The 20,326-nt window shown below is 61.2% G+C and carries 19 protein-coding genes and 1 pseudogene; 14 read left to right on the plus strand and 6 right to left on the minus strand.

The genetic code is table 11. The features are described 5' to 3' along the window. Positions 1-46 precede the first annotated feature (46 nt). Positions 47-2,167 (minus strand): alpha-amylase family glycosyl hydrolase, encoded by a 2,121-nt coding sequence (locus tag C450_RS18950; RefSeq protein ID WP_005046343.1) that lies wholly within the window; start codon positions 2,165-2,167, stop codon positions 47-49. Positions 2,168-2,271: 104 nt separating this feature from the next. Here C450_RS18950 and C450_RS18955 point away from each other — a divergent pair, with 104 nt between their 5' ends. Then, positions 2,272-4,302 carry a glycoside hydrolase family 15 protein gene (locus tag C450_RS18955; RefSeq protein WP_005046345.1) on the plus strand — a complete coding sequence of 677 codons (2,031 nt, stop codon included), beginning with the start codon at positions 2,272-2,274 and terminating at the stop codon, positions 4,300-4,302. Between the two features lie 9 nt (positions 4,303-4,311). On the opposite strand, the gene C450_RS18960 is transcribed toward C450_RS18955, so the two are convergent. Then, complete coding sequence (locus C450_RS18960; RefSeq protein ID WP_005046347.1) at positions 4,312-5,448, minus strand: ABC transporter ATP-binding protein; 1,137 nt, start codon at positions 5,446-5,448, stop codon at positions 4,312-4,314. 247 nt (positions 5,449-5,695) lie between these two features. Between C450_RS18960 and C450_RS18965 the strand changes: the two genes are divergently transcribed. The 9 genes from C450_RS18965 (at position 5,696) to C450_RS19005 (ending at position 12,273) form a co-directional block, all read left to right on the plus strand. Then, positions 5,696-7,021 (plus strand): extracellular solute-binding protein, encoded by a 1,326-nt coding sequence (locus C450_RS18965; protein ID WP_005046349.1) that lies wholly within the window; start codon positions 5,696-5,698, stop codon positions 7,019-7,021. A gap of 7 nt (positions 7,022-7,028) precedes the next feature. Continuing rightward, positions 7,029-7,994 carry a carbohydrate ABC transporter permease gene (locus C450_RS18970; RefSeq protein ID WP_005046350.1) on the plus strand — a complete coding sequence of 322 codons (966 nt, stop codon included), beginning with the start codon at positions 7,029-7,031 and terminating at the stop codon, positions 7,992-7,994. Continuing rightward, positions 7,991-9,073, plus strand: coding sequence for a sugar ABC transporter permease (locus C450_RS18975; protein ID WP_005046353.1), 1,083 nt, complete (start codon positions 7,991-7,993; stop codon positions 9,071-9,073). Before C450_RS18970 ends, C450_RS18975 begins: the two co-directional genes overlap by 4 nt. Before the next feature lie 151 nt (positions 9,074-9,224). Next, the gene (locus C450_RS18980; RefSeq protein ID WP_005046355.1) at positions 9,225-10,181 is read left to right on the plus strand and encodes a transcriptional regulator TbsP domain-containing protein; all 957 of its coding nucleotides are present in this window, start codon (positions 9,225-9,227) and stop codon (positions 10,179-10,181) included. 59 nt (positions 10,182-10,240) lie between these two features. Continuing rightward, entirely contained in the window at positions 10,241-10,612 is a 372-nt protein-coding gene (locus tag C450_RS18985; RefSeq protein WP_005038816.1) for a helix-turn-helix transcriptional regulator, read from the plus strand. 100 nt (positions 10,613-10,712) lie between these two features. Continuing rightward, positions 10,713-11,207, plus strand: coding sequence for a TRAM domain-containing protein (locus C450_RS18990; protein WP_005046358.1), 495 nt, complete (start codon positions 10,713-10,715; stop codon positions 11,205-11,207). Between the two features lie 99 nt (positions 11,208-11,306). Next, entirely contained in the window at positions 11,307-11,621 is a 315-nt protein-coding gene (locus C450_RS18995) for a non-histone chromosomal MC1 family protein (RefSeq protein ID WP_005046361.1), read from the plus strand. A gap of 49 nt (positions 11,622-11,670) precedes the next feature. After that, positions 11,671-11,904, plus strand: a complete 234-nt coding sequence (locus C450_RS19000) for a hypothetical protein (RefSeq protein ID WP_005046362.1) — start codon at positions 11,671-11,673, stop codon at positions 11,902-11,904. Positions 11,905-12,084: 180 nt separating this feature from the next. Then, complete coding sequence (locus C450_RS19005; protein ID WP_005046364.1) at positions 12,085-12,273, plus strand: hypothetical protein; 189 nt, start codon at positions 12,085-12,087, stop codon at positions 12,271-12,273. Here the strand turns inward: C450_RS19005 and C450_RS21300 are convergent. Continuing rightward, positions 12,270-12,965 carry a thermonuclease family protein gene (locus tag C450_RS21300; RefSeq protein WP_005046366.1) on the minus strand — a complete coding sequence of 232 codons (696 nt, stop codon included), beginning with the start codon at positions 12,963-12,965 and terminating at the stop codon, positions 12,270-12,272. The genes C450_RS19005 and C450_RS21300 overlap by 4 nt on opposite strands. A gap of 103 nt (positions 12,966-13,068) precedes the next feature. On the opposite strand from C450_RS21300, the gene C450_RS22490 reads away from it, so the two are divergent. After that, positions 13,069-13,386 (plus strand): hypothetical protein, encoded by a 318-nt coding sequence (locus C450_RS22490; RefSeq protein ID WP_169317830.1) that lies wholly within the window; start codon positions 13,069-13,071, stop codon positions 13,384-13,386. A 160-nt stretch (positions 13,387-13,546) separates the two neighbouring features. Further along, positions 13,547-14,557 (plus strand): annotated as a pseudogene (locus C450_RS19020) (hypothetical protein). Between the two features lie 118 nt (positions 14,558-14,675). Here C450_RS19020 and C450_RS19025 read toward each other — a convergent pair. Beyond that, positions 14,676-14,975, minus strand: coding sequence for a hypothetical protein (locus C450_RS19025; protein WP_005046375.1), 300 nt, complete (start codon positions 14,973-14,975; stop codon positions 14,676-14,678). Positions 14,976-16,266: 1,291 nt separating this feature from the next. Here C450_RS19025 and C450_RS23760 point away from each other — a divergent pair. Together C450_RS23760 and C450_RS19040 are read left to right on the plus strand one after the other, a co-directional pair. After that, positions 16,267-16,425 carry a DUF7563 family protein gene (locus tag C450_RS23760; RefSeq protein ID WP_440717459.1) on the plus strand — a complete coding sequence of 53 codons (159 nt, stop codon included), beginning with the start codon at positions 16,267-16,269 and terminating at the stop codon, positions 16,423-16,425. 508 nt (positions 16,426-16,933) lie between these two features. Next, positions 16,934-18,496, plus strand: coding sequence for an acyl CoA:acetate/3-ketoacid CoA transferase (locus tag C450_RS19040; RefSeq protein ID WP_005046384.1), 1,563 nt, complete (start codon positions 16,934-16,936; stop codon positions 18,494-18,496). Positions 18,497-19,057: 561 nt separating this feature from the next. On the opposite strand, the gene C450_RS19045 is transcribed toward C450_RS19040, so the two are convergent. Then, positions 19,058-19,897 carry an IS5 family transposase gene (locus tag C450_RS19045; protein WP_049910461.1) on the minus strand — a complete coding sequence of 280 codons (840 nt, stop codon included), beginning with the start codon at positions 19,895-19,897 and terminating at the stop codon, positions 19,058-19,060. A gap of 6 nt (positions 19,898-19,903) precedes the next feature. Continuing rightward, positions 19,904-20,326 (minus strand): IS5/IS1182 family transposase (locus C450_RS19050; protein ID WP_005046390.1); only part of this gene is annotated, 423 nt, incomplete at its 5' end.

The raw sequence follows: 20,326 nt of genomic DNA on the forward strand, positions 1-20,326 counted from the left end.
ACAGTATCCGATGGTGATGCACGTCGTCGCTGCGCCAGGACCCTCATCATCCCTGATCGCTGGTTGGCAGGACGGCGATGTTGTCGACTCTGATACCGTTCCCGTTCCGCACGGACCCGCCGAATAGATCAGTTTGTTCGACGGCTCGATCGGGAGCCACGATCGCTGGGTCGGAGTCGAAGTTCAACACGACGACCAGCCGCTCGTCCGCGGTGCCGCGTTCGTAGGCGACGACGCGGTCGGGATCGCCGGTGTGGATGTCGCATGCGACGGGCTCGACGCCGGGGGCGCGGAACGCCGGATATTCATTGCGGAGCGTGACGAGCCGCCGGTGGAACTTGGTCAGGTCGGCGTCGCCGTCGTACCAGCGCATCGTACCGCGATCTGTGGGTACGCCGCGTTCCTGACCGTAGTAGATCATGGGGACACCTGGGAGCGTGAACGTCGCGGCTGCGGCGGGTCGCAGACTGCCGTCGTCACAGTCGGTCGCGTAGCGGTCCTCGTCGTGGTTCTCGACGTAGCGCATGTGGAGCGCTTCGTCGGGATACCCGTGCCGACGCGAGTCGTCGAGCGCGTCGAACAGACTGCTTGCCGATGCGTCGCCGATGCCGATCTCGCGGAGCGCAGCGTACAGGTCGGTGTCATAGTGGACGTCGAACTCGTTCTCCCGGAAGGCGGCGTCCCGCGGAACGGTCTCGTCGAGCAGAAGGAACGCCTCGTCGCGTGCTTTCAGGCGCTCGCGGACTTCTTTCCAGAAGCCGTGGGGGACGCCCCACGCCACGTCACACCGGAACCCGTCGACCAGCGGGGCCCACTCGTCGACCACGTCGAGCATCCAGTCGCGGACGGCGAGGGAGTCGTAGTTCAGGCTCGGAATCCTCGACCACGTGAAGTAGTGGCCGGGCGCGTCGTCGCCGGCCCAGTCGACGCCCGTCGTGTCCTGTGCGGTCGGAACTCGTTCGTAGTGATCGGCGTACTCGGGGACGCCGGCTCGCTGGAGTTGAAAGGCCGGATGGTCACGGGAGGTGTGATTGATCACGAGATCGAAGAGCACCCTGATGCCGGCGTCGTGGAGGCGATCGACCAGCGACGCGAACTCCTCGCGGGTGCCGAGATCCGTGGCGGTGTCGAACAGATCGGTGATGTGGTAGCCGTGGCGGGTGGGACTCTCACAGACCGGCGTGAGCCAGACAGCATCGACGCCGAGAGATTCGAGGTAGGGAACTCGTCGTTCGATCGCCGCGAACGTGGTGTCGACGGTATCGCCGGCAAATTCCCGAACGAAAATCTCGTAGATAGTCGCGTCGCAAACCCACGCCGGCGGATCGGCGGGACGGTCGAACGAGACGGTCCGCGTCCGTTCGTCGGTCTGCTCGATGTGGATCGTCAGCGTGTCAGCGATGCTGTGGCGTTCGGCGACGGCGACGGCGTGGACGCGCGATAGCTTCGGGAGCACGTCGACGGGGGCTCGCAACGTCTCACCGTCGGCGGTAACTGCGTCGCGCGTGAGGGCGTCCCGGTCGTCGAGATGGAACTCGACACTCGGCACGCTCCCGTCAGGGGCGGCGTCGGCCGTCGCGGTCACGACGATCTCGTCGTCTTCGCGCTGTCCGTCGAGTCGAACTCGGGGTCGGCCGGCACCCTCGACCGTGACCTCGCTCGTCGCGTGCGGCTCGAACTCGTCGTCGAAGGCGAAGATGGCCTCGTGTGTGCCGGGTGGAAGCGCCACGTCGAGGGACCACTCGTCGCCCGCGTTCCCGTCGGCACGAGCGTGCTCACTGGAACGATCACCCTCGCCGGTGCGCTCGGCTCGATGCATCCCCATCGTGAAGTCGTTGAACTGTCCGATCACGGCGGCGTGGTCGACGCCGTCGAGGTCTCCATCCACCTCGTCGGCGGCCACGCTGAAGCGCTCCTCGCGGCGGGGATCGGGGAATGCGCGCACCGTCTGGGTGTGAACATCGTCGGGAGCGTCGAGTTCGACGCGGTAGATGCCAGGAACGTCCGGCGCGAGATGGACGACCGCCCCGTCGCCGATCGTCACGCTGCTCTCGGCCGGTTGGTCGACGATTCGCCACACGAACGCCGCCGACATGTCTGGGTTTCGCGGTGCCAGCTCGACCGACTCCCCGACGTGGAGAAAGCGCGGTGGTCCAGGGTGGTGCATACTCACACGGCTCGCCACCGAGAGGTTTGACCGTTTCGATTGCCGAAGAGATTTGAACTACAATTGCACCAAAGTTATTACGCCGTAGGGAGACGTTCGTCTCAATGCACCTCCGCGACGCGCTGGACGATTACAAACGCCACCGGGGCGATGCTACCCGGTTCCCAGGCGAACGACGGACGACAGCCGGACGTTTCTCCGGGTTCGACGGGCGGCTCGTTCACGTCGACGAGAACGGGTCGATACGGGATTGTAGTTATCCGCTCGTGGGACTGACCGGGATCGTTCGTTCCCGGTTCGGCGTTCGGCCGACCGACGAGGCCGAGCCAACGTGGTTCGACGCCCGACACAGCACCCAGCACTACGAGGACGACACTGGCCTCGTCGTCACCGATCACGAGACCGAGCACGGAGTGATAACTCAGTACGACCTCACACTCGACGAAATTCACGTCACCCACGTCGAGGTGAGTGCGGCCGAGGAGTCACTCGACATGATTGCCGGCGTCGGGTTCGCTCCGGACGGGCGTGACACGCGCATTGGACAGCTCCACCACGGTGATGCGATCGAACTCTACCATACCGCGGAAACCGACTACCTCGCAAGTGCCACAGGGTTCGAGACGATCTGCGGCTCCGGGTTCGACGGGTTTGCAGCCCTTCTCGACCGGACGCCTTCCACGTATCCCCGAGAGGACGAGGCGCACACCTCGGGGGAAGACGTACTGGGTGGCGACGTCTACTGTGTGATTCCGGTCGAGAACGGGACGGCGACGGTAGCGACGCTCCTGACGAGACGTACGGACCGATCACGCGAGACCGCTCTTGACGTGGTTCGAACGGCCGCAGCGGACCACGACGCCGCCACACTCGAACGGACAGCTGGCCGACGAACCGTTCCATCCCTCACTACCGACCATCCCCACGCCGACGCGATCGGGATGGATCTCCGGGTGCTCTCGTCGCTCACCGGGCAGTCGGGGCTCCGGATCGCTGGCCCGGAGTTCGACCCGTACTACGCCCATTCGGGAGGGTACGGCTACTCGTGGTTCCGCGACGACGCCGAAACCTCGTCGTTCCTCCTCGATGCCGACCGGCAACTTGATCTCGGGCTCGACGACTGGCACGCCCGCAGCGCGGCGGCCTACGCCGCGACACAGCGCGACGACGGGACGTGGCCCCACCGTGTCTGGGCGTTCGACGGCACGCTCGCACCGGGCTGGGCCAACGGTCGGCTGGAGACGAACAAGCACGAGGACTATCAAGCCGATCAGACGGCGAGTGTCGTGGCCTATCTGGCGGCGCACGGGGATGAAGACGATCACCGTGACGTACTGTGCCGTGCACTCGACGCGCTCGACGACGATCTCGCCGGCGACGGCCGACCGGTCGCCGGCGAGAACGCGTGGGAAGACATGACCGGACGGTTCACCCACACCGCAGCCACCGCCCTCGAAGCGTATTCGGCAGTCGCCGCTACTGACGGCGCGCTCGACGACCGAGCGGCCGAGCAGGCCGATGCGGTCTATGACGGCTTGGACGATCTCTGGGTCGAAGAGCGCGGGATCTTCGCGCTGCGTGAGTACGGCCCGAACCACGACGCCGCCGGCGAACTCGACGAACGGTGTGATTCGGCAACGTTCGCGCTCGTCAACGCTCACCGCGAGTACGCTCGTGTCGGGCGTGTCGACGACGAGCGTCTCGATCGGCTCGTATCACACATCACGACGCTCGTTTCTGCGCTCCGTCGTGACCCCAACGGTGGTGCGGTTGCCGGGCTCGTTCGGTACGATGGCGACGACTGGCGACGGCGCGAACAGGCCCACGAGAAGATCTGGACCGTCTCGACGGCGTGGGGGGCGTACGCCGCCGGATCGCTCGCCGCGATGCTCACCGAGCGCGACGACGAACGCGCCGAGGAACTGGCCGCAACAGCACGGGACCTGCTCGCACTCGTCCTGCCCGACGGCCCGCTCGCCCGCGACGACGGCTCGCTGCCGGAACAGGTGTTCGACGACGGTACGCCTGACAGCGCGACGCCGCTGGGATGGTCGCACGCGCTGCGGCTGGCGACGATCGCTCTGCTCGACGAGTACGCCATGCTCGAGCCACACGCGGTCGTTGCGAACGACTGACCCGCGTCGTCAGGGCGACGCCGTCGCTGCGACCGTCGGCTCCGCAGCGTCCTTCGCCAGCAGCGAATCGCCGCTCGTCGTGTCGAAGAGGTGTACGTCCTTCGAGTCGAACATCACGCGAATGACGTCACCCATCTCAGGTTCGATGTCGGAGTCGACCCGAGCGATGAACTCCGGCGCGAGGTCCAGATAGAGGTAGTTGTCGCTCCCGACCGGCTCGACGACCTCGACATCGGTCTTGATTCCCTCTTGGACGCCAGCGACGCGAACGTTTTCGGGACGAACCCCAAGCCGCGCGGTCATCACGTCGGCTGCGGCGACGCGCTCGCCACGCTCGCCAGTCAGTTCGTACTCGAAGCGGTCCCCGTTCACGAGCCTGACGCCGTCGTCGGCGGTCTCGACGGTGACGTCGAGGAGGTTCATCGAGGGCGAGCCGACGAACCCGCCGACAAACTCGCTGTTTGGGGTCGCATACACGTCCGTCGGCGTGCCGGTCTGCTGGAGAACGCCGTCGTTCATGATGGCGAGTCGGTCGCCCATCGTCATCGCTTCCTCCTGATCGTGGGTCACGTAGATTGCTGTGGTGCCCAGCTCGTCCTGGAGGCGCTGGATTTCGGTCCGCATGCTCGTTCGGAGCTTCGCGTCGAGATTGGAAAGCGGCTCGTCGAACAGGAACACGTCCGGCTCGCGCACGATCGCACGTCCGAGTGCGACGCGCTGTTTCTGGCCGCCGGAGAGCTCACTGGGTTGGTCGTCGAGCAACTCCTCGATGTCCATCATCGCGGCCGTCTCGTCGACTTTGGCGTTGCGCTCGTCGCTTCCGAGGTCGGTGCTCATCCGGAGACCGAACGCCATGTTCTGCCGGACGGTCTTGTGTGGGTACAGTGCGTAGTTCTGGAACACCATCGCAACATCGCGGCGACGTGCGTGGACGTCAGTGACGTCCTCGCCACCGATGTGAACGCGTCCCGACGTCGGCTGTTCAAGCCCAGCGATCATGCGGAGCGTCGTGGATTTCCCACAGCCAGAGGGGCCAACGACCGTGACAAACTCGCCGTTGGCCACCTCCAGAGAGACGTCATTGACCGCCACTAGCCGTCCGCTGTTGAACTCCTTTCTGAGAGCGTCAAGCGTGACAGTTGCCATCCGCTGAGGGCTATGGGCGAACGAATATAGTTCTTCCCCCGAAATGAGAATTTACGATGTGATTTTTCGTAGCTTCTGAAATAGAGAGTTCCAAGCGGTGGCTCATTCGTTTCGTGTGATCTGATACTGACGTAGTTGGCCAGAGTGTCGGGTGAAATCGAACGCGATCCATTCCACGATCGTGACAAGCACTCGTATGGTTCCGAAGCTATTAAGTTATGAACGACTCTTTCATCCAACGTTCACCATGACAACGAATCGCAGAACGCTGCTAAAACATATTGGCGGAACGAGCGCCCTGATCGCGGTTGCGGGCTGTATCAGCGCCCAGCAACAGGGATCCAGTGACGGATCCGGGAGCGGCGACAGCCAGGGCGGCAGTAACGGATCGTCAGCAGGCGATACCAACGGCTCCGGTGGCGGGACAGCTGGCAACGAAAGCGGGTCGACCGGACCGGCGGGTTCGGCGCGAGCGTGGTACTCGCTTCCGGAACCTGAAATCCCCGCCAGAAAGAGCGCAATCGAGGCGTTCAATTCCCAGTCGGAGCACAGCATCGAGGGGGCTGACATCTCCGATATGCAGAAGAAGACGACGAGTGCGATCCCGGCAGGGCAGGGCGCGAAAACGTTCGAGTGGGCCCACGACTGGGTCGGTGATTACTTCCAGCGCGGTTTCGTTGTCGATCAGAATGACGACCTCGGCGTGACCCTCGATTCGTTCACGAGCGCGGCTGCGGAGGCGATCCAGTTCGAGGGGAACGTCGTCGGTCTCCCGCACGCAGCCGAGACGGTGACGCTGATGTACAACACCGATATGGTCGACAAGGCCCCGAAGACGGTGTCCGACATGGTGTCCATGATGAAGGAACACCACGATCCAAGTAACGGAACGTACGGACTGAGCTACCCGTTCGATCCCTACTACACCAGCGCGTGGCTCCAGGCGTTCGGCGGGTACTACTTCGACCCGGACAAAGAGCAAATGCTCGGAGTCAACACCAAAGAGACTGTCCGCGGGCTCGAGTTCGCACTCGAAAACTTCAAACCGTATATGCCGAACGACCCTAAGTATGAGCCACAGGCCGCCGCCTTCGCCGCGGGGAACGCGGCGTTCGCCATCAACGGGCCGTGGTATCTCGCGACGCTCAACGAGAAAGGGGTGAACTACAAAGTGACGTCGCTCCCGTCGCCCGATGGCGGAACGGTCAAACCCTACACCGGCATCACGATGTGGTACTTCACGAAAGGAATGGAAGAGAGCGGCGCTGACACCGCTGCCGCACGGTCGTTCATTGAGTGGTACGTGACGAACGAGGAGCATCTCCTAAAGCTCGCCAAAGACCAGGGTGTGATTCCGGTGCTATCGAGTCTGGTCGGTAGCGACGAGCTCCCGAGCGAGGTACAGACGTTCTCACAGACCGTTGAGCGGGGAGTGCCGATGCCGACGCATCCAAAGATGAACAAGGTGTGGCCGGGGATGGAGACCGCACTCATCAGCGCGTTCAACGGCGACGCGACCGCAAAGGCCGCGCTCGATCAGGCCGCAAAAACCATCCGTAGCAACTGGGAGTAGCCCGGTCATGAGCACGGTTTCGCGTGTCGCACGCCGTGTCGAGGCGATCCCGTTTCTCGACAAACGAGACGTCTCGTTGCTGTTCGTTCTCCCTGGACTGTTCGTCTTCGCGGCGTTCATGCTGTTTCCGGTGGTGTATCTCGTCGGGATCTCGTTCACGAACGCCGCCCCGGCGAACCTGTTTGCCGGCGACGGGGCCGCCTCGGTGCTGACGTTCGGCGAGGCGACGTTTGTCGGGCTCCGTAACTACGTCAACGTCCTTACCGATCCGACGTTCTGGAACTCCTTCGGGGTGACGTGGCTGTTCGTGGCGACGAGCGTCGTCCTGAAGATTGGACTGAGCCTCGCCATCGCGCTCGTCGTGACCAGCGACCGCGTGCGCGGCAAACGGGTGATGCGATCGTTCATCATTCTCCCGATGGGACTGCCGGCCATCTTCACGGTCACCGTGTGGCGCGGCATCTTTAGTTCGGCTGAGTTCGGGCTGGCGAATCAGGCGTTGTCGGCCCTCGGGATCGGCTCGATCGCGTGGCTCTCCGAGCGGTGGCCGGCCTTCCTCGCGTACAACGTCACGGAAATGTGGCTCGCGTACCCGTTTATGGTCATCATCACCGTCAGCGCGTTACAAGACGTGCCCGAAGAGCTCCATGAGGCGGCGAAAGTCGACGGTGCAGGCTTCTTCTCACGACTCCTGCACGTGACGCTCCCGTCGATCAAGCGACCCGTACTGTTCGCCTCGATCCTGACGGCGGCCGCGTCGTTCCAGCAGTTCCTCATCCCGTTCGTGTTCAACCAGGGCGGTCCCGCCCGGGCGAACGAACTCATCGTGGTCTACGGCTACCGGGAGGCGCTGTCGTTTTCGGAGTACGGATACGGCGCGGCTGTCAGCCTCATTGCGGTGCTGTTCATCGGCGCATTCATGTGGTTGAACGTCAAACGCGGCCGGCTTGCTGAAGGGGTGGCAGAACAGTGAGCCTCTTCGACCGGATCGGTCGGAAACTGAAGACTGACGTGCGAAAGCTCGCACTCCAGCCCATCACTGCCGTTCGGGACGCGGTGTATACGGCCAACGGTATCAGACGCGGCGAGATATCGCCCATCGAGCCGCTGAAAACGCTCGGTGCGACCCTCGGTGCGCTCGCCGTGGTGCTCGCACTCCTGTTTCCGATCTACTGGATCCTGACGGCCGCGCTCTCCAGCACCGGCGGCTCGATCTACTCCTCCGGCGGGTTCCGCTTGCTTCCAGAAAACCCGACGTTGCAGCCGTTCCTCTGGGTGATCGGTGACCTCATCGTTCCGGGGTACACCGTCTCAATGAACGTGCCGCTGACCGATCTCGCCGTCGTCGTCAACACGCCGGAGATCGTCATGCTCGACGTCTCGCAGTACGGCGTGACGACCCCATCGAACTTCAAGGGTTTCCTCTGGAACAGCCTCACGGTCGCGGTGCCGACCGTGGTCATCGCCATGTGTCTGGTTGTGCCGGCGGCGTACGCACTTTCACGCCGGGAGTTCATCTTCCGGCGGAAGGTGTTGTTCGTGTACGTCCTGATGACACAGATCGGCGGCGGCCTCGGCGTCGCGCTGCTCATCGGGCTGTATGCCGTCTACGTCCAGTTCGGCATCAACGACAGCAAACTCGCACTCGCGGTCTACTACGCAGCGACCGCGATCCCGTTCAATACGTGGCTGTTGAAGACGTACATGGACGGGATTCCCGTCTCCTACGAGGAGGCAGCCGTCGTCGACGGTGCGCCACCGTGGCGCGTCGTTACCGAGGTCATCATTCCACTCTCCACTGCGGGACTCGCCACGGTGTTTATCTTCACGTTCCTCACCGGGTGGACGGAGTTCGTGGTCGCGCAGACGTTGCTCACGACCGAGAACTACACCCTTCCGGTCGGGCTGTATTCGCTCATTAGCGAGTATTCGATCCCGTGGGCGCGCTTCTCGGCATTCGCGCTCACCTTTGCGACGCCGATCATGCTGGTGTATCTATTCGCCCAACGATACATTGAGGGTGGTCTCTCATTCAGCGGGATGGAGGGGTGAGGTACATGCAGCCGGGCTGATGTGCCGTCTACCCCACTCTCATACTACCGGCCCCGAGTAGCTGTTTCCCGCCAGATCTCTCCAGCATGCTTGCTGGTTCCGGGAGCACCTTGGCCAAAATATAAATATGAATTACTCTCGAATCGGTTCTATGGCGAGTTCTTCGCATGTCGCGCCGACGGTCGCCGAGGTGTATCGCACGATTCTCGCGGAGATGTCTGAATCAAGTGACGTGTTCGTGGCCGGTCTCGTCGAGGAGACGACCGCAGGCCTCGTGGAGGTGTTGGCCGATCTCGACGAGCCGCCTCTGGTTCGACTCCTCGCACAGGAATCACTCGTGAAATGGCTCCGTCGGGATTTTCATCTCGCCAGCACCGCCGNTCTCGACGAGCCGCCTCTGGTTCGACTCCTCGCACAGGAATCACTCGTGAAATGGCTCCGTCGGGATTTTCATCTCGCCAGCACCGCCGCGGATCTGGTGGCCGATGAAACATTGTCACTCCATGTCACCGGCCACGAATTCGAGAGCGGGCTGGTTGTGGGCGAGGAGTCGGTGACGTCGATCGTGACGACTGACGATCGGGCTGCTGGGCCCGGGACTGACGACGCTGAATTCGTGGCGGCGATGCGCGAGCGGTGCGATGAAGCGTTGGAGACTGCTGGCACGATCGGTTTGCGAACACCACCGCGCTCGCGTGTTTATGAGACGCTCGCCGACACGTTCGGCTCCGAGGTTGAGGACGACTTCCGAGCGATGCTTGATGCAGTCGAGTCCACCCGGAGTGGCGGTTACGGCAACAGTGATGGTGACGCGCTCGATGAGGTGGAACTGACGCTGCTCGCAGCTGCGAACCACGGGATTCAGCTCTATGAGATCTCGAAATGGGGCGAGGATGTAGGCGTGGCGAGCAAAGCGACGTTCTCGCGGGCGAAAACCCAGCTCGAAGACGAGGGAGTGATCGCAACCGAGAAGGTGCCGATCGACGTCGGCCGGCCACGACTGCGCCTGAGGATTGGTGATGACCGCCTCCGCGATGTCGAGGCGGCCGATCTCCCCACCACTGTCCGAGAACTGCTCGCATCGCCGCCAGCGGAGACGGGTGACTGATCGGAGCTGCGTATCCGGAGTTCGACATATTTAACTATGGTAATAACCAGTATTCGGATATGAAGGACTTGACCGGGTTCCAGCGCGATCTGCTCTACACTATCGCAGGCCAGGACGAGCCCCACGGGTTGGCGGTCAAAGACGAGCTCGAAGATTACTACGAGACAGAGATCCATCACGGCCGACTCTATCCGAACCTGGATGAGCTAGTCGAGAAGGGATTGGTCGAAAAGGGACAGATCGACCGGCGGACCAACTTCTATGAGATCACCCGGCGCGGCCGCCGNCTGGATGAGCTAGTCGAGAAGGGATTGGTCGAAAAGGGACAGATCGACCGGCGGACCAACTTCTATGAGATCACCCGGCGCGGCCGCCGCGAGATCGAGGCACGCCGCGAGTGGGAGGATCAGTACGTGGCTGTCGAGGCGTGAGTCTCGTGATGGCTCGTATCAGCGACCAGCAGCGATCAACGCCGAGGCTGGCTCGCGGAGCCGGGCTCCACACACTACTCATCTGTGAGGAGAAAGTCTAATGGCCGAGGTTCCCGACCAATTGGAGTGTCTCTTCAGCGCGTCGATCGATCAACACGGTGACTCCTACAGGGTCGAAATTCCACGGTCCGAACTCGAAGAGGGGACAATCACCAACGGTGAGACCTATCGAGTGGCAGTTCTGACGAGTACGCTCCAGCGCGACGATGTTGAGACTCAGCAGCAGTCGGCTGGCCCGCCGTCGAATTCAAATGGTTCGAATCAACAGGCTCCACCAGTCGAATCGGGCGACATTCGCGACGTGACGATCGAATCACTGGGTGATCAGGGCGACGGGATCGCGAAAATCGATCGGGGGTACGTCGTGATCGTGCCCGGGACGCGTCCGGATGATGAAGTGACCATCGAGATCGAGCAGGCCAAAGAAAACGTGGCGTTCGCGCGAGTTCACGACGAGACGTCGGGTTCCGCTGACTCCGGAACGAACGATTTCGACGATTCGTTCGCCGAGGAGACACTCGGAGAAAGCGAGTAAAACTCTTTGACGTTCAACACTCCACTGAGGAAACCCCATTACTGCGGGGGATACTCTTATCCTACTCCCTTTGATGGATACGCTTGGAGGAGTGAAACCATGACAAGAGAGACGGATGACAAGCGGAACTTCGCACTGCGCGAGAAGAGTGGTGAGGAAACCAGCGTGTTCACCGGGAAAATGCCTCGCCAAGCGGCGCTGAAGGCTGCCCGAAAGCTTGACCCCAGTGACAGCGAGGACGCAGCACCCAGAGAGGAGTTCCGGCTCCGCGAGCGGGGGACGCACAAACTCCACATCTACGAGGGGTGGGCGTGGCGTGAGGACGCTCCCGACGATAGTCCAGAGTGGATGCCCGAGACGGTCACGGAAGCGAACGTCTCGAAACAGGAAATCGAACATCTCGAAGAGTTGTAGCAGTACCGTTGTTGACACAGATTCATAATCGTCGAGTCAAAACGCCTGCATGGACCGAGAGCGGCGACTCCCGCCGTTCGCCGAAGATGCTCTCACTGTCCTGGCTGAGGCGGTCGGCGACGTAGACGACGATAGCCTCCCGACAGACGAGGCGAAAGCAGTGCTTGCCGAAGACGACCGCTTCAGCGAGTCCGACGCCGCCCACGCACTCGACATGCTCGACAATCGAGGCCGTATCTACTCTGTCAACGACCGTGTTCGGATCACGCCGACCGACGAGTGATCCTCGAAGCGAGAGCACCACGCCGGACAGCCGATGTCTGATCATCGGTCACCCGAGTACGCCGCCCGGCTGAGAGAGACGATAAGAAGACTTCCGGATATGCGTCGTCGCCTCGTACCGGTCTACACTATACCCGAGCACGCGTACGTTTTTGTACGATCGCACGTCCATCGGAAACCGATGCATCCCCAAGATCAGCTGCTCGTCGCCGAGGCACTCGTTCAGTTCGCTGGTGTCCCACGTGATCTCTCGTCTCGGGAGCGCCGGGCGTGGCAGCTCGCCGAGGCGATCATCGCTGATATAGGAGTCGAGATGGACGAATTCGTTCGCCAGATCGACAGTGAGTGGGGAGGGCCGGGATCGGCTTAGAGCGACTCGCAGGCTTGGCCGTCGCCATCACTATCGAGACCGGCAGGGTCCTCGTCGGGATTGTTGTTTTCGAACCACTGCTGGGCTACCTCTCCACTTTCGAAGTCGCTACAGTCGTAGGGATCGCTTGCCCCGCCGCTCGGCGTCGGGGTTTCGAGACCTCCATCGTCACTGTCGCCGGAGTCGGGCGTTGAGGTCGGCGTCGGTGTCGGAGTGGCAGTGCTTGGGGCGTCGAAGTCCCAGAGGCCGACGTTGTTCGAACGGGCTTGCGATTCGATGCTGTCGAAGTTCTCACGCAGGCTGAACGAAGAGTCGTACACCCGGGCGTAGCCTTGTTCGAGTAACTGGCGGTTGAAGTTCCGATCGTCCGTGTAGATGTACGCAAGCAAGCGGCCAAACGATCCGCGGCGATCGCCCTCGGGATCGGTCACTATGCGGACCTGCTGGCCGTCGAGCTCGTCGGTGGCGAACTCGCTGGCTTGCTGGCCCCAGTTGTAGAGGTGGTCGCGCGCGGCCTGGGTATCGGGAATACCCTCGTATTCCTCGGCCGAGATGTCGTCGAGGGTAGTCTCGGGCGTGTCGACACCGATGAGTCGAACAGTGTCAGTCTCACCGTCGGCGAACTCGACCTCCATCGTATCGCCGTCGATGACCCGCGTGACCGTTGCCTGTCGTGCCTCACCGCCGGACACTTCCGGGGGGACCGCTGGTGACGGCTCGGGCGTTGCGGTCGGTGTCGGCGTCGGAGTAGGTGTCGGTGTTGGCGTCGCAGTCGAAGTGGGAGTCGGTGTGGGGGTGGGCGTTGGTGTCGGGGTTGCTGTAGGCGTCGCCGTCGGGGTTGCTGTCGAAGTAGCGGTAGGCGTCGCCGTCGGGGTCGATGTTGGTGTTTGTGTCGTGGTCGTGGTCGGTGTGGGAGTCGCGGTCGGCGTCGCTGTGGACGTCTCCGTCGGTTCCGGAGTCATGGTCGGTGTCGAGATCGCGGTGGTAATCTCACCGACCGTCGTCGCGTTACTGGGAGTGGTTGTATTGTTCGTCCCGTTGCCCGCGGGTGAACTACACCCCGCGACGACGAGCAGGCAGACAAGTCCGAGAACCGCGACCATCGTTCGTTGACGCATAGTAATCGGACACGCAAACCGCCGGAAAAAGTGTTTGGACGGTCGATCCGCGGAGCCTCTTCAGACGATCTTCCGGGCCTGTCGTATTGAGGTTCACTCGAAATCCGGTGTGACGCCCGCGAAGGTTTTCATACCGGCTGTACAAGCGTGGCGGTATGCCCGCACCCTTCGGAGCGACATGAGGGACGCTTTCCGAGTGCTGCGAGGAACTTCCCAAGGACGCGACATTGATCACGCCGCTGGCATCGAGGCGTTTTCGGATCACCGACGTCCAGGAGCCACGGATCATCATCGAGGACACCGATACGGGTGACGCACAACCGTTGGATCGCGAGCAGTTCGAAGCGCTCGCCGAGCACACCCACGAGACACTCGACGGCTACGAACTCGACCGGCTGCCGCCGAAAGCCGAACCCTACGCGGCGGTGCTTGCACTCCACCCACGATACGTCCTCGACGAGCGCGAGGGGACGCTAACCGAACTCGATGAGGTCGACGAGAGCGCAGTGCTGGACGACGCGCCACATCTCTCGATGAGCGGGGGTGGGGATGACGAGCATGAGAGCGGGCGTGAGGAGCCGGAAATCGACGTTTATGCGGATACGTTGTTGCTGATCGACGCGCTCGAACGCGAGGAGATGAGTGCTCTCGGCAAGGTAGAGACGCCGGCGCTGGTGAATCTCTACACGCTGCTGTCGGATGTCCAGCGCAATGCAAACGACCTCCGGCAGGACGTGACCGACGTGCTGCTCAATCGCGTCCAACACGACCGGTCGGCTCACGGCCAGTACGGTTCGGTCCAGCGCACCACGCGCCAGAATCGCTCGCTGAAAGACGACGAAACCGTGCTCGACGCGTTCGAGGGCACGGGGATCGATCATGAGCAAGTGATGGGCATCGACCGCGAGAAGGTCGACAAAGCACTGGAGGTGGTCTCTGTGCCGGAGTCGGCGGTGTACGACGTCTCTGAGAGCGAATACGTCCGGGAGGCCGATGTCGACGACGAGCGCAAGGAGACGCGCTTGCAGGGGCTGAAAGACCGGCTGGCAGTGAGCGACGATCCGGAGGCGGAGGTGCTGCGCCAAGAAATCGACCGGCTGGAACAGGAGATTGAGGAGTTGACGGAGTTTTCGCCTGGGAGTGCGTTCGCGGACAGCGCAGAGTGAAACAACCTGATTCTCATCCTGTTAGGGCTCCGGTCTCCCCAGGGTCGTGAGAGCCACTGCAGTGGCCGAAACGACCGCCGGAGGCTGTCAGGTATCCCGGCAGTCGAACTGGAAGGTGTTAGTCCGTTTCCGCGGAGCCTTTTGCACGGTAGTATGTGGTCGGTTCAGGGACGTACCCTCCAGAATCCTTGGCTTCGATTCTCCCACGGTCAACGAGGATATCCAAGTACACGTACAGCTCCGTTCGAAGAAAGAGATCGGGTTCGGCATCCACCTCCTCGACTACACGAAGCTCGTTCGCCAACTCCTCGAGAGTGTACGCCTGTGGGAATCCCTCTTGGAGTTGGGTTTCGAGTGCTTCGAGCAGCGGCTCATGTTCGTATTCCAATGACTCCCATTCATATTCCTTGATCGGCATATCTTCATCCTACATATAGTCCGTTGATAAAGATACAGATGCTGGGTCGCTGCTCAACGATTCTCAAGAGACATGAGTGAGTAGCATCCGTTCAACTTGTCCTGTCGTTAGCCTCTGGCCGATTCAGCTGAGTTGGTTCGCTTGTAACTGAGCGATTTCGGTCAGTTCCTCGATCCGGGCATCCCGAGAGGGTAGCTCTTGCGTTGACTCGACAGCAGGCATATGTGTGAGTCGAAACACGTTATTCACAGTGACGACTTCGATATCCGTATTCACGCCAGTCCACCAGAGGAAGGCGTTGTCTCCGAACGAGCGATCTGCTGTCTCAACGCTTTCGTTGCCCCGCTTTTGATCTGGAAGGTTTCCCAACGAACAGGAGCCGAGTGCATCGAGCGTCTCACCCTCACAGGGCCACAGACGAAGCCTCAGAGTTCGTGAATACGAGTCACTAGCACCGTATTCTGCAACAATGGTGCCGTTGTCAGCGACTGTCGGCGTCCCAGAGTCAGTAAATGTCCACGTTTCACCGATGGTTTGAGCCTGGAGGGCTCGAGTTGCCATTCCGGTTACGTTCGCCGATGCGTTGCCACCAGTGCTGTTGGATCCGTTACCACCTGTGATGTTGGCAAGACATCCCGTGACTCCACCCGCGATCAACGGGACGCTTCCAAGCATTCGAAGATAGGTTCGTCTTTGCATCACTCTCTTCGGTCGGTATAGACTCTCGTGATCATGCTCAGAACTCTGGTCACTGTACCCTAATTAGCCCAAGAGTGATACGATTTCTGGGTTGAATGTCGCTGAGATCTACACACGACGCTCTCCGATGTGGTGGGGCTCTGAGAGGGGGGAACGAGGATGCACGAGCCTCGGCGCGCTTCTCCACAAAGTATATATCGTTTATGGCCGCATGTTGAGATATTGGAGTAGGTCATGGGAGTACTCGCCAATCAAAGGCAGGCGCACGAAGCCGATCCCGTGTACATCTGCCGTGGCTGCGGTGAAGTGTTCGGTCTTGAGCATTACATCTGTCCGGAGTGTGGTGGATATAGCGTTGAACGAGCGCGCTCCGATCGCTCGGTCGATCTCGATACTCATTCTGGAACGTTGGTTGGACGAGTAGTAGTGGGACTCAAGCGGCGGTTCACCATCGACCGATCGTTTACTGAGAGCAACACCGCGAGAGTTCGGCGATGAGTCGGTCCGTTCGAGACACGGAATGACTCTCTGATTGGGTGAATCTCGCTCGTGAGTCGATAGCTACATCAGAGTGTTGGGAGAGCGATCGGGCATGCCTGAATGTGAGAACTGTGGTGGGTTCGTGACCGACCAATACGTGCGGGTGTTTGCCCCGCCCGAGATGACCACCGTGCGCGTGTGCCCGAACTGTCCGGATATGATCCGTGAGAAAGACGGTGTTCGGGAGGCGAAGTCTCAACGGCGTAACTGACAAGCGCGAGCAGGAGACGGTTGTGTGACCGGAGGAATGGGTGAGAGGTATCGATGCCTCTTCGAGGATGGCGAGAATGCGGATGTCGGTGTCGTCGTGACGCTCGCGTTCTGTCCGCGCGCCGTTTTCGTAGAGGAAAGCTTCGACGCGCTGGGCAGATCAGTCGGTTGTTGACCGTCGATGTAGACGATGAGCGTCGACTGTTCCGGATCGCTGTTGTTGATGACGATCGAGAGCTCGTTGAAGTCCTCAGAGTGGCGATAACCGCTGAATTGCTCGGAAACGAGGTCGGCGAGATCGGCAAGTGGGCGATCAGGCGATGAGCGAGTCACAAGCCACCCTGAGATTGGCGAGGGTGTAGTCTTACGGCTGTCGGCTGGGATAGCGACGGCACTAGCTTTAGCGCCTGCTCTTTCACGTAATCCTGTGGAGCATCCCAACAGCGGGGAATTCTCTTGAACCTGCCAGACAGCAAGGTATATCGGCCGCCGACAAACAGGCAAGTACGATGGACATCGTGTGTTCAGTCGACAAAGCTGTCGAACAAGTTGATACGGGTGACACCGTCGGAGTTGGTGGCTTCGTTGCCGTTGGTCTACCAGAGTATCTCCTTGAGGCGCTGGGGACCCGCTACAGTAAAGTCGGATCCCCGGGTGATCTCACGCTGTATCATCCCGCCGCCGAAGGCGACCGGCAGGGACGAGGAGTCTCGCATCTCGCCCGTGACGGGATGCTCGAACGCGTCATCGGAAGCCACTGGGGATTCGTTCCGCAGCTGATGGAACGCATCGCCGCGGGCGACGTTGAGGCATACAATCTCCCATTCGGGGCGATGGACCACCTGCTCCGTGACACAGCCGCCGGCAAACCTGGGACGATCACGAACGTTGGATTGCGGACGTTTGTTGACCCGCGCCAGGACGGTGGCAAGGTGAATGCCGCCACCACGGAGGACCTCGTTGAGGTTATGGAACTCGGCGGCGAGGAGTACCTGTTTTACCATTCGATCCCGCTCGACGTGGCTCTCGTGCGTGGGACAACGGCCGACGAGAACGGAAACATATCGATGGAGCGAGAGGCACTCAAGGCGAATATGCTCGCGACTGCACAGGCTGCACACAACTCCGGGGGAACGGTCATTGCACAGGTTGAGCGTGTAACCGAAGCGGGGACGCTCTCCCCGCGTGAGGTGGATCTCCCGGGTGTTCTCGTGGATACAGTCGTTGACGCTCCGCCGTCCCACCACCGCCAGACGTATGGCGAAGACTACAGTGGTGCACTGAGTGGTGAAATTCGAGTCCCCGAGAGGGACAACGCTGAGAATCGGCCAGCACTCACTGAACGGAAGGTCATCGCACGCCGTGCGGCAATGGAACTGGTTCCGGATGCTGTTGTCAACCTCGGGGTCGGGGTCCCGGAACTGGTCCCGATGGTCGCGACCGAGGGTGGCGTCGGCGATGAGATCACACAAACCGTCGAAGCAGGCCCTATCGGCGGGTCACCGTCGGGTGGTGTCAACTTCGGGACGGCTGTCGACCACGACGCACTCGTCACTTCGCCTGAACAGTTCGACTTCTACGATGGGGGTGGGTTGGATATTGGGTTCCTCGGGATGGCACAGATCGATGCCGCTGGCAACGTCAATGTCAGCCGCTTCGGTGCTGACATCCCCGGCTGTGGAGGGTTCATCAATATCACACAGAACGCTGAACAGGTGGTTTTCTGTGGTACGCTCACGGTGGGTGGCCTCGACGTTGCTGTTGACGATGGCGAGATAGACATCCGAAGTGAGGGAACGCACCGCAAATTCGTCAAGCAGGTCGAGCAGACGACATTCAGTGGCGAGTACGCTGTTGAAATCGATCAGCCGATTACGTACGTCACCGAGCGGGCAGTCTTCGAACTCACCGACTCGGGGCTTGTGTTGGTTGAAATCGCCCCGGGAATCGACATCGAGACGGAGGTACTCGGAGAGATGGGATTTGATCCGGTCGTCGCCGATGACGTCTCAGAGATGCCTCAGGCGCTGTTCGAGGGATCGCCGTTTGCCCTTCGCAGCTACGTCGAGTAAGGCGTTGCTCCGGGTTGAGACGGGCATACAGGGGCGAAGCGAACGAGCGTCCGAGTTCGGATGAAAGTTCGAATCGTAGATGGCGGCTAAATGCACTACCTTCTGGTGCCCCTGATAGCCATATGAAGATCAGGGGTTTTGGACAGGGGTTCAGGAAGGAGTACCTTCTGGACACCTTCTGTCTATTAGATTCGCTTTTCTGTAGTACAGCGGAACCGCGAGATGACGAGCGATCCATCTCCTTGAATAGCCCGCATTCGTGAGGTAGCGGCTGTTTCTCACTCTAGCGCGTCCATTGTTAACATGCCATTCCGCCAGTCTACACAAGAGCGATTAGATTGAAGGTGAGATGCCCTGTTGAACGCAAGACGGCGTCGGGGTGGGGTTGGCGACCCACTACTTCACAGTCTGAGACACGCGATTCTCCACTCGGAAGATGCAGTAGCTGTCAATGGTGACCACCAGCGGACGATCAGAATTATGGCATCTTCGAACCTCTCTCGGGTGACGACGGTGACGCCTCTGACCAATACGCTGGAGAAAGAGAGCAGGCGGCGAGCCCTAACTCGCCGCCTGCGACAGGTTATGCACGATGCACTTCCGGGTGAGCTCGCGGAACTGGCCGTGCCAGCTCCGCGAGCGTAGCTTCTCACCGTCGTCTTCCTTCAGTAGCGAGAAGCCGGTCTCGCTCATCCACCGCTGGTGGTAGTCGTCGGCGTCCATCCGCGCGTTGTGTGCCTTCTTCAGCGGCGTGTGCTCCTTGTGCTTGATGAGCGGGCGCGTCGACTCACCGCGACATTCTTCGCGGAGATCGCTCCACGAGTAGTTCACGTCTGCGGCCAAAATCCGCAGGTCTTCCGCGTTCTGGCGGAAGACCTGCATTCCGATGTGGCCGTCCCAGCTCTTTCGCGTCGTGCAGTGGACGTCCCTGATCGCCAGCGAATTCATATCGATCAAGGTCGTCGTCTTCAGCGACTGGAACGAGTAATCCGCACGATTGCGGTAGTGGTGGCTGGTCTGATCGCGCTGGAAGCCACTGGCGTCGATAGCTGCCTCACCACTCCAGCCGGCCTGCTCCGCACTTCGGCGGAGCAGGCGGCGTAATTCGCGCATCTGGAACTGCTGTTCCCAGCGACAGAACGAGCTGTAGTGCGGTGCTCGTTCGAGGCCGAGTTCGTCGAGGATAACGGTCGAATCGTTGAACCACGCCTCGGTCTCGCGGAGGCTTTTGTCGAGTTCGACGCGCATGAGGATCAGCGCGATCTGGACCCATTCGGCGTATCCGCTGTCGCCGTTCGGCGCAGCGGGTACGTCCGGATCGTCAACGTGCTGCTTGGCAAGCGTCTTACACTGTCGCGCGAGCGGCCGTTTCGACGGCTGTGTTGAATCGCCATAGGGCAGTGGATTTCACTGCTTGACGGAGCGTTTGATGTTGTAGACGACACACATCAGGGTGATCTCTCGGAACTCACGGTACCAGTCACGCGCTCGCACGGCGTAGCCGAGCGAGCGNTACGGTGCGCGGATGCAGTGCTTGATGAGCGGACGAATCCCGAGCTCACGCAACCGTTCACGGAGAACGGTCTTGTCGTAGCCCTTGTCCACAGCGAGGGTCCGCAGATCGCCCGCGTTTCGGCGGGCGATCTGCTCGCACAGGTCGGCGTCGCTCCCTACGAGCGTGGTCGAACAGTGGACGTCGAGGATCGCTTGGGATTCTGTATCGACGAGTTTCGTGACCTTAAGCGTCTGTACGTGGTAGTTGGTGCGGTGGCAGTAGTGGCGGCTGGCGCGGTCCCGTTCGTAGAACGTGGCGTCGAGGGCGGCGTGTTC

Origin of the sequence: Halococcus salifodinae DSM 8989, from assembly GCF_000336935.1 — an archaeon.
GTDB classification, from domain to species: Archaea; Halobacteriota; Halobacteria; order Halobacteriales; family Halococcaceae; genus Halococcus; species Halococcus salifodinae.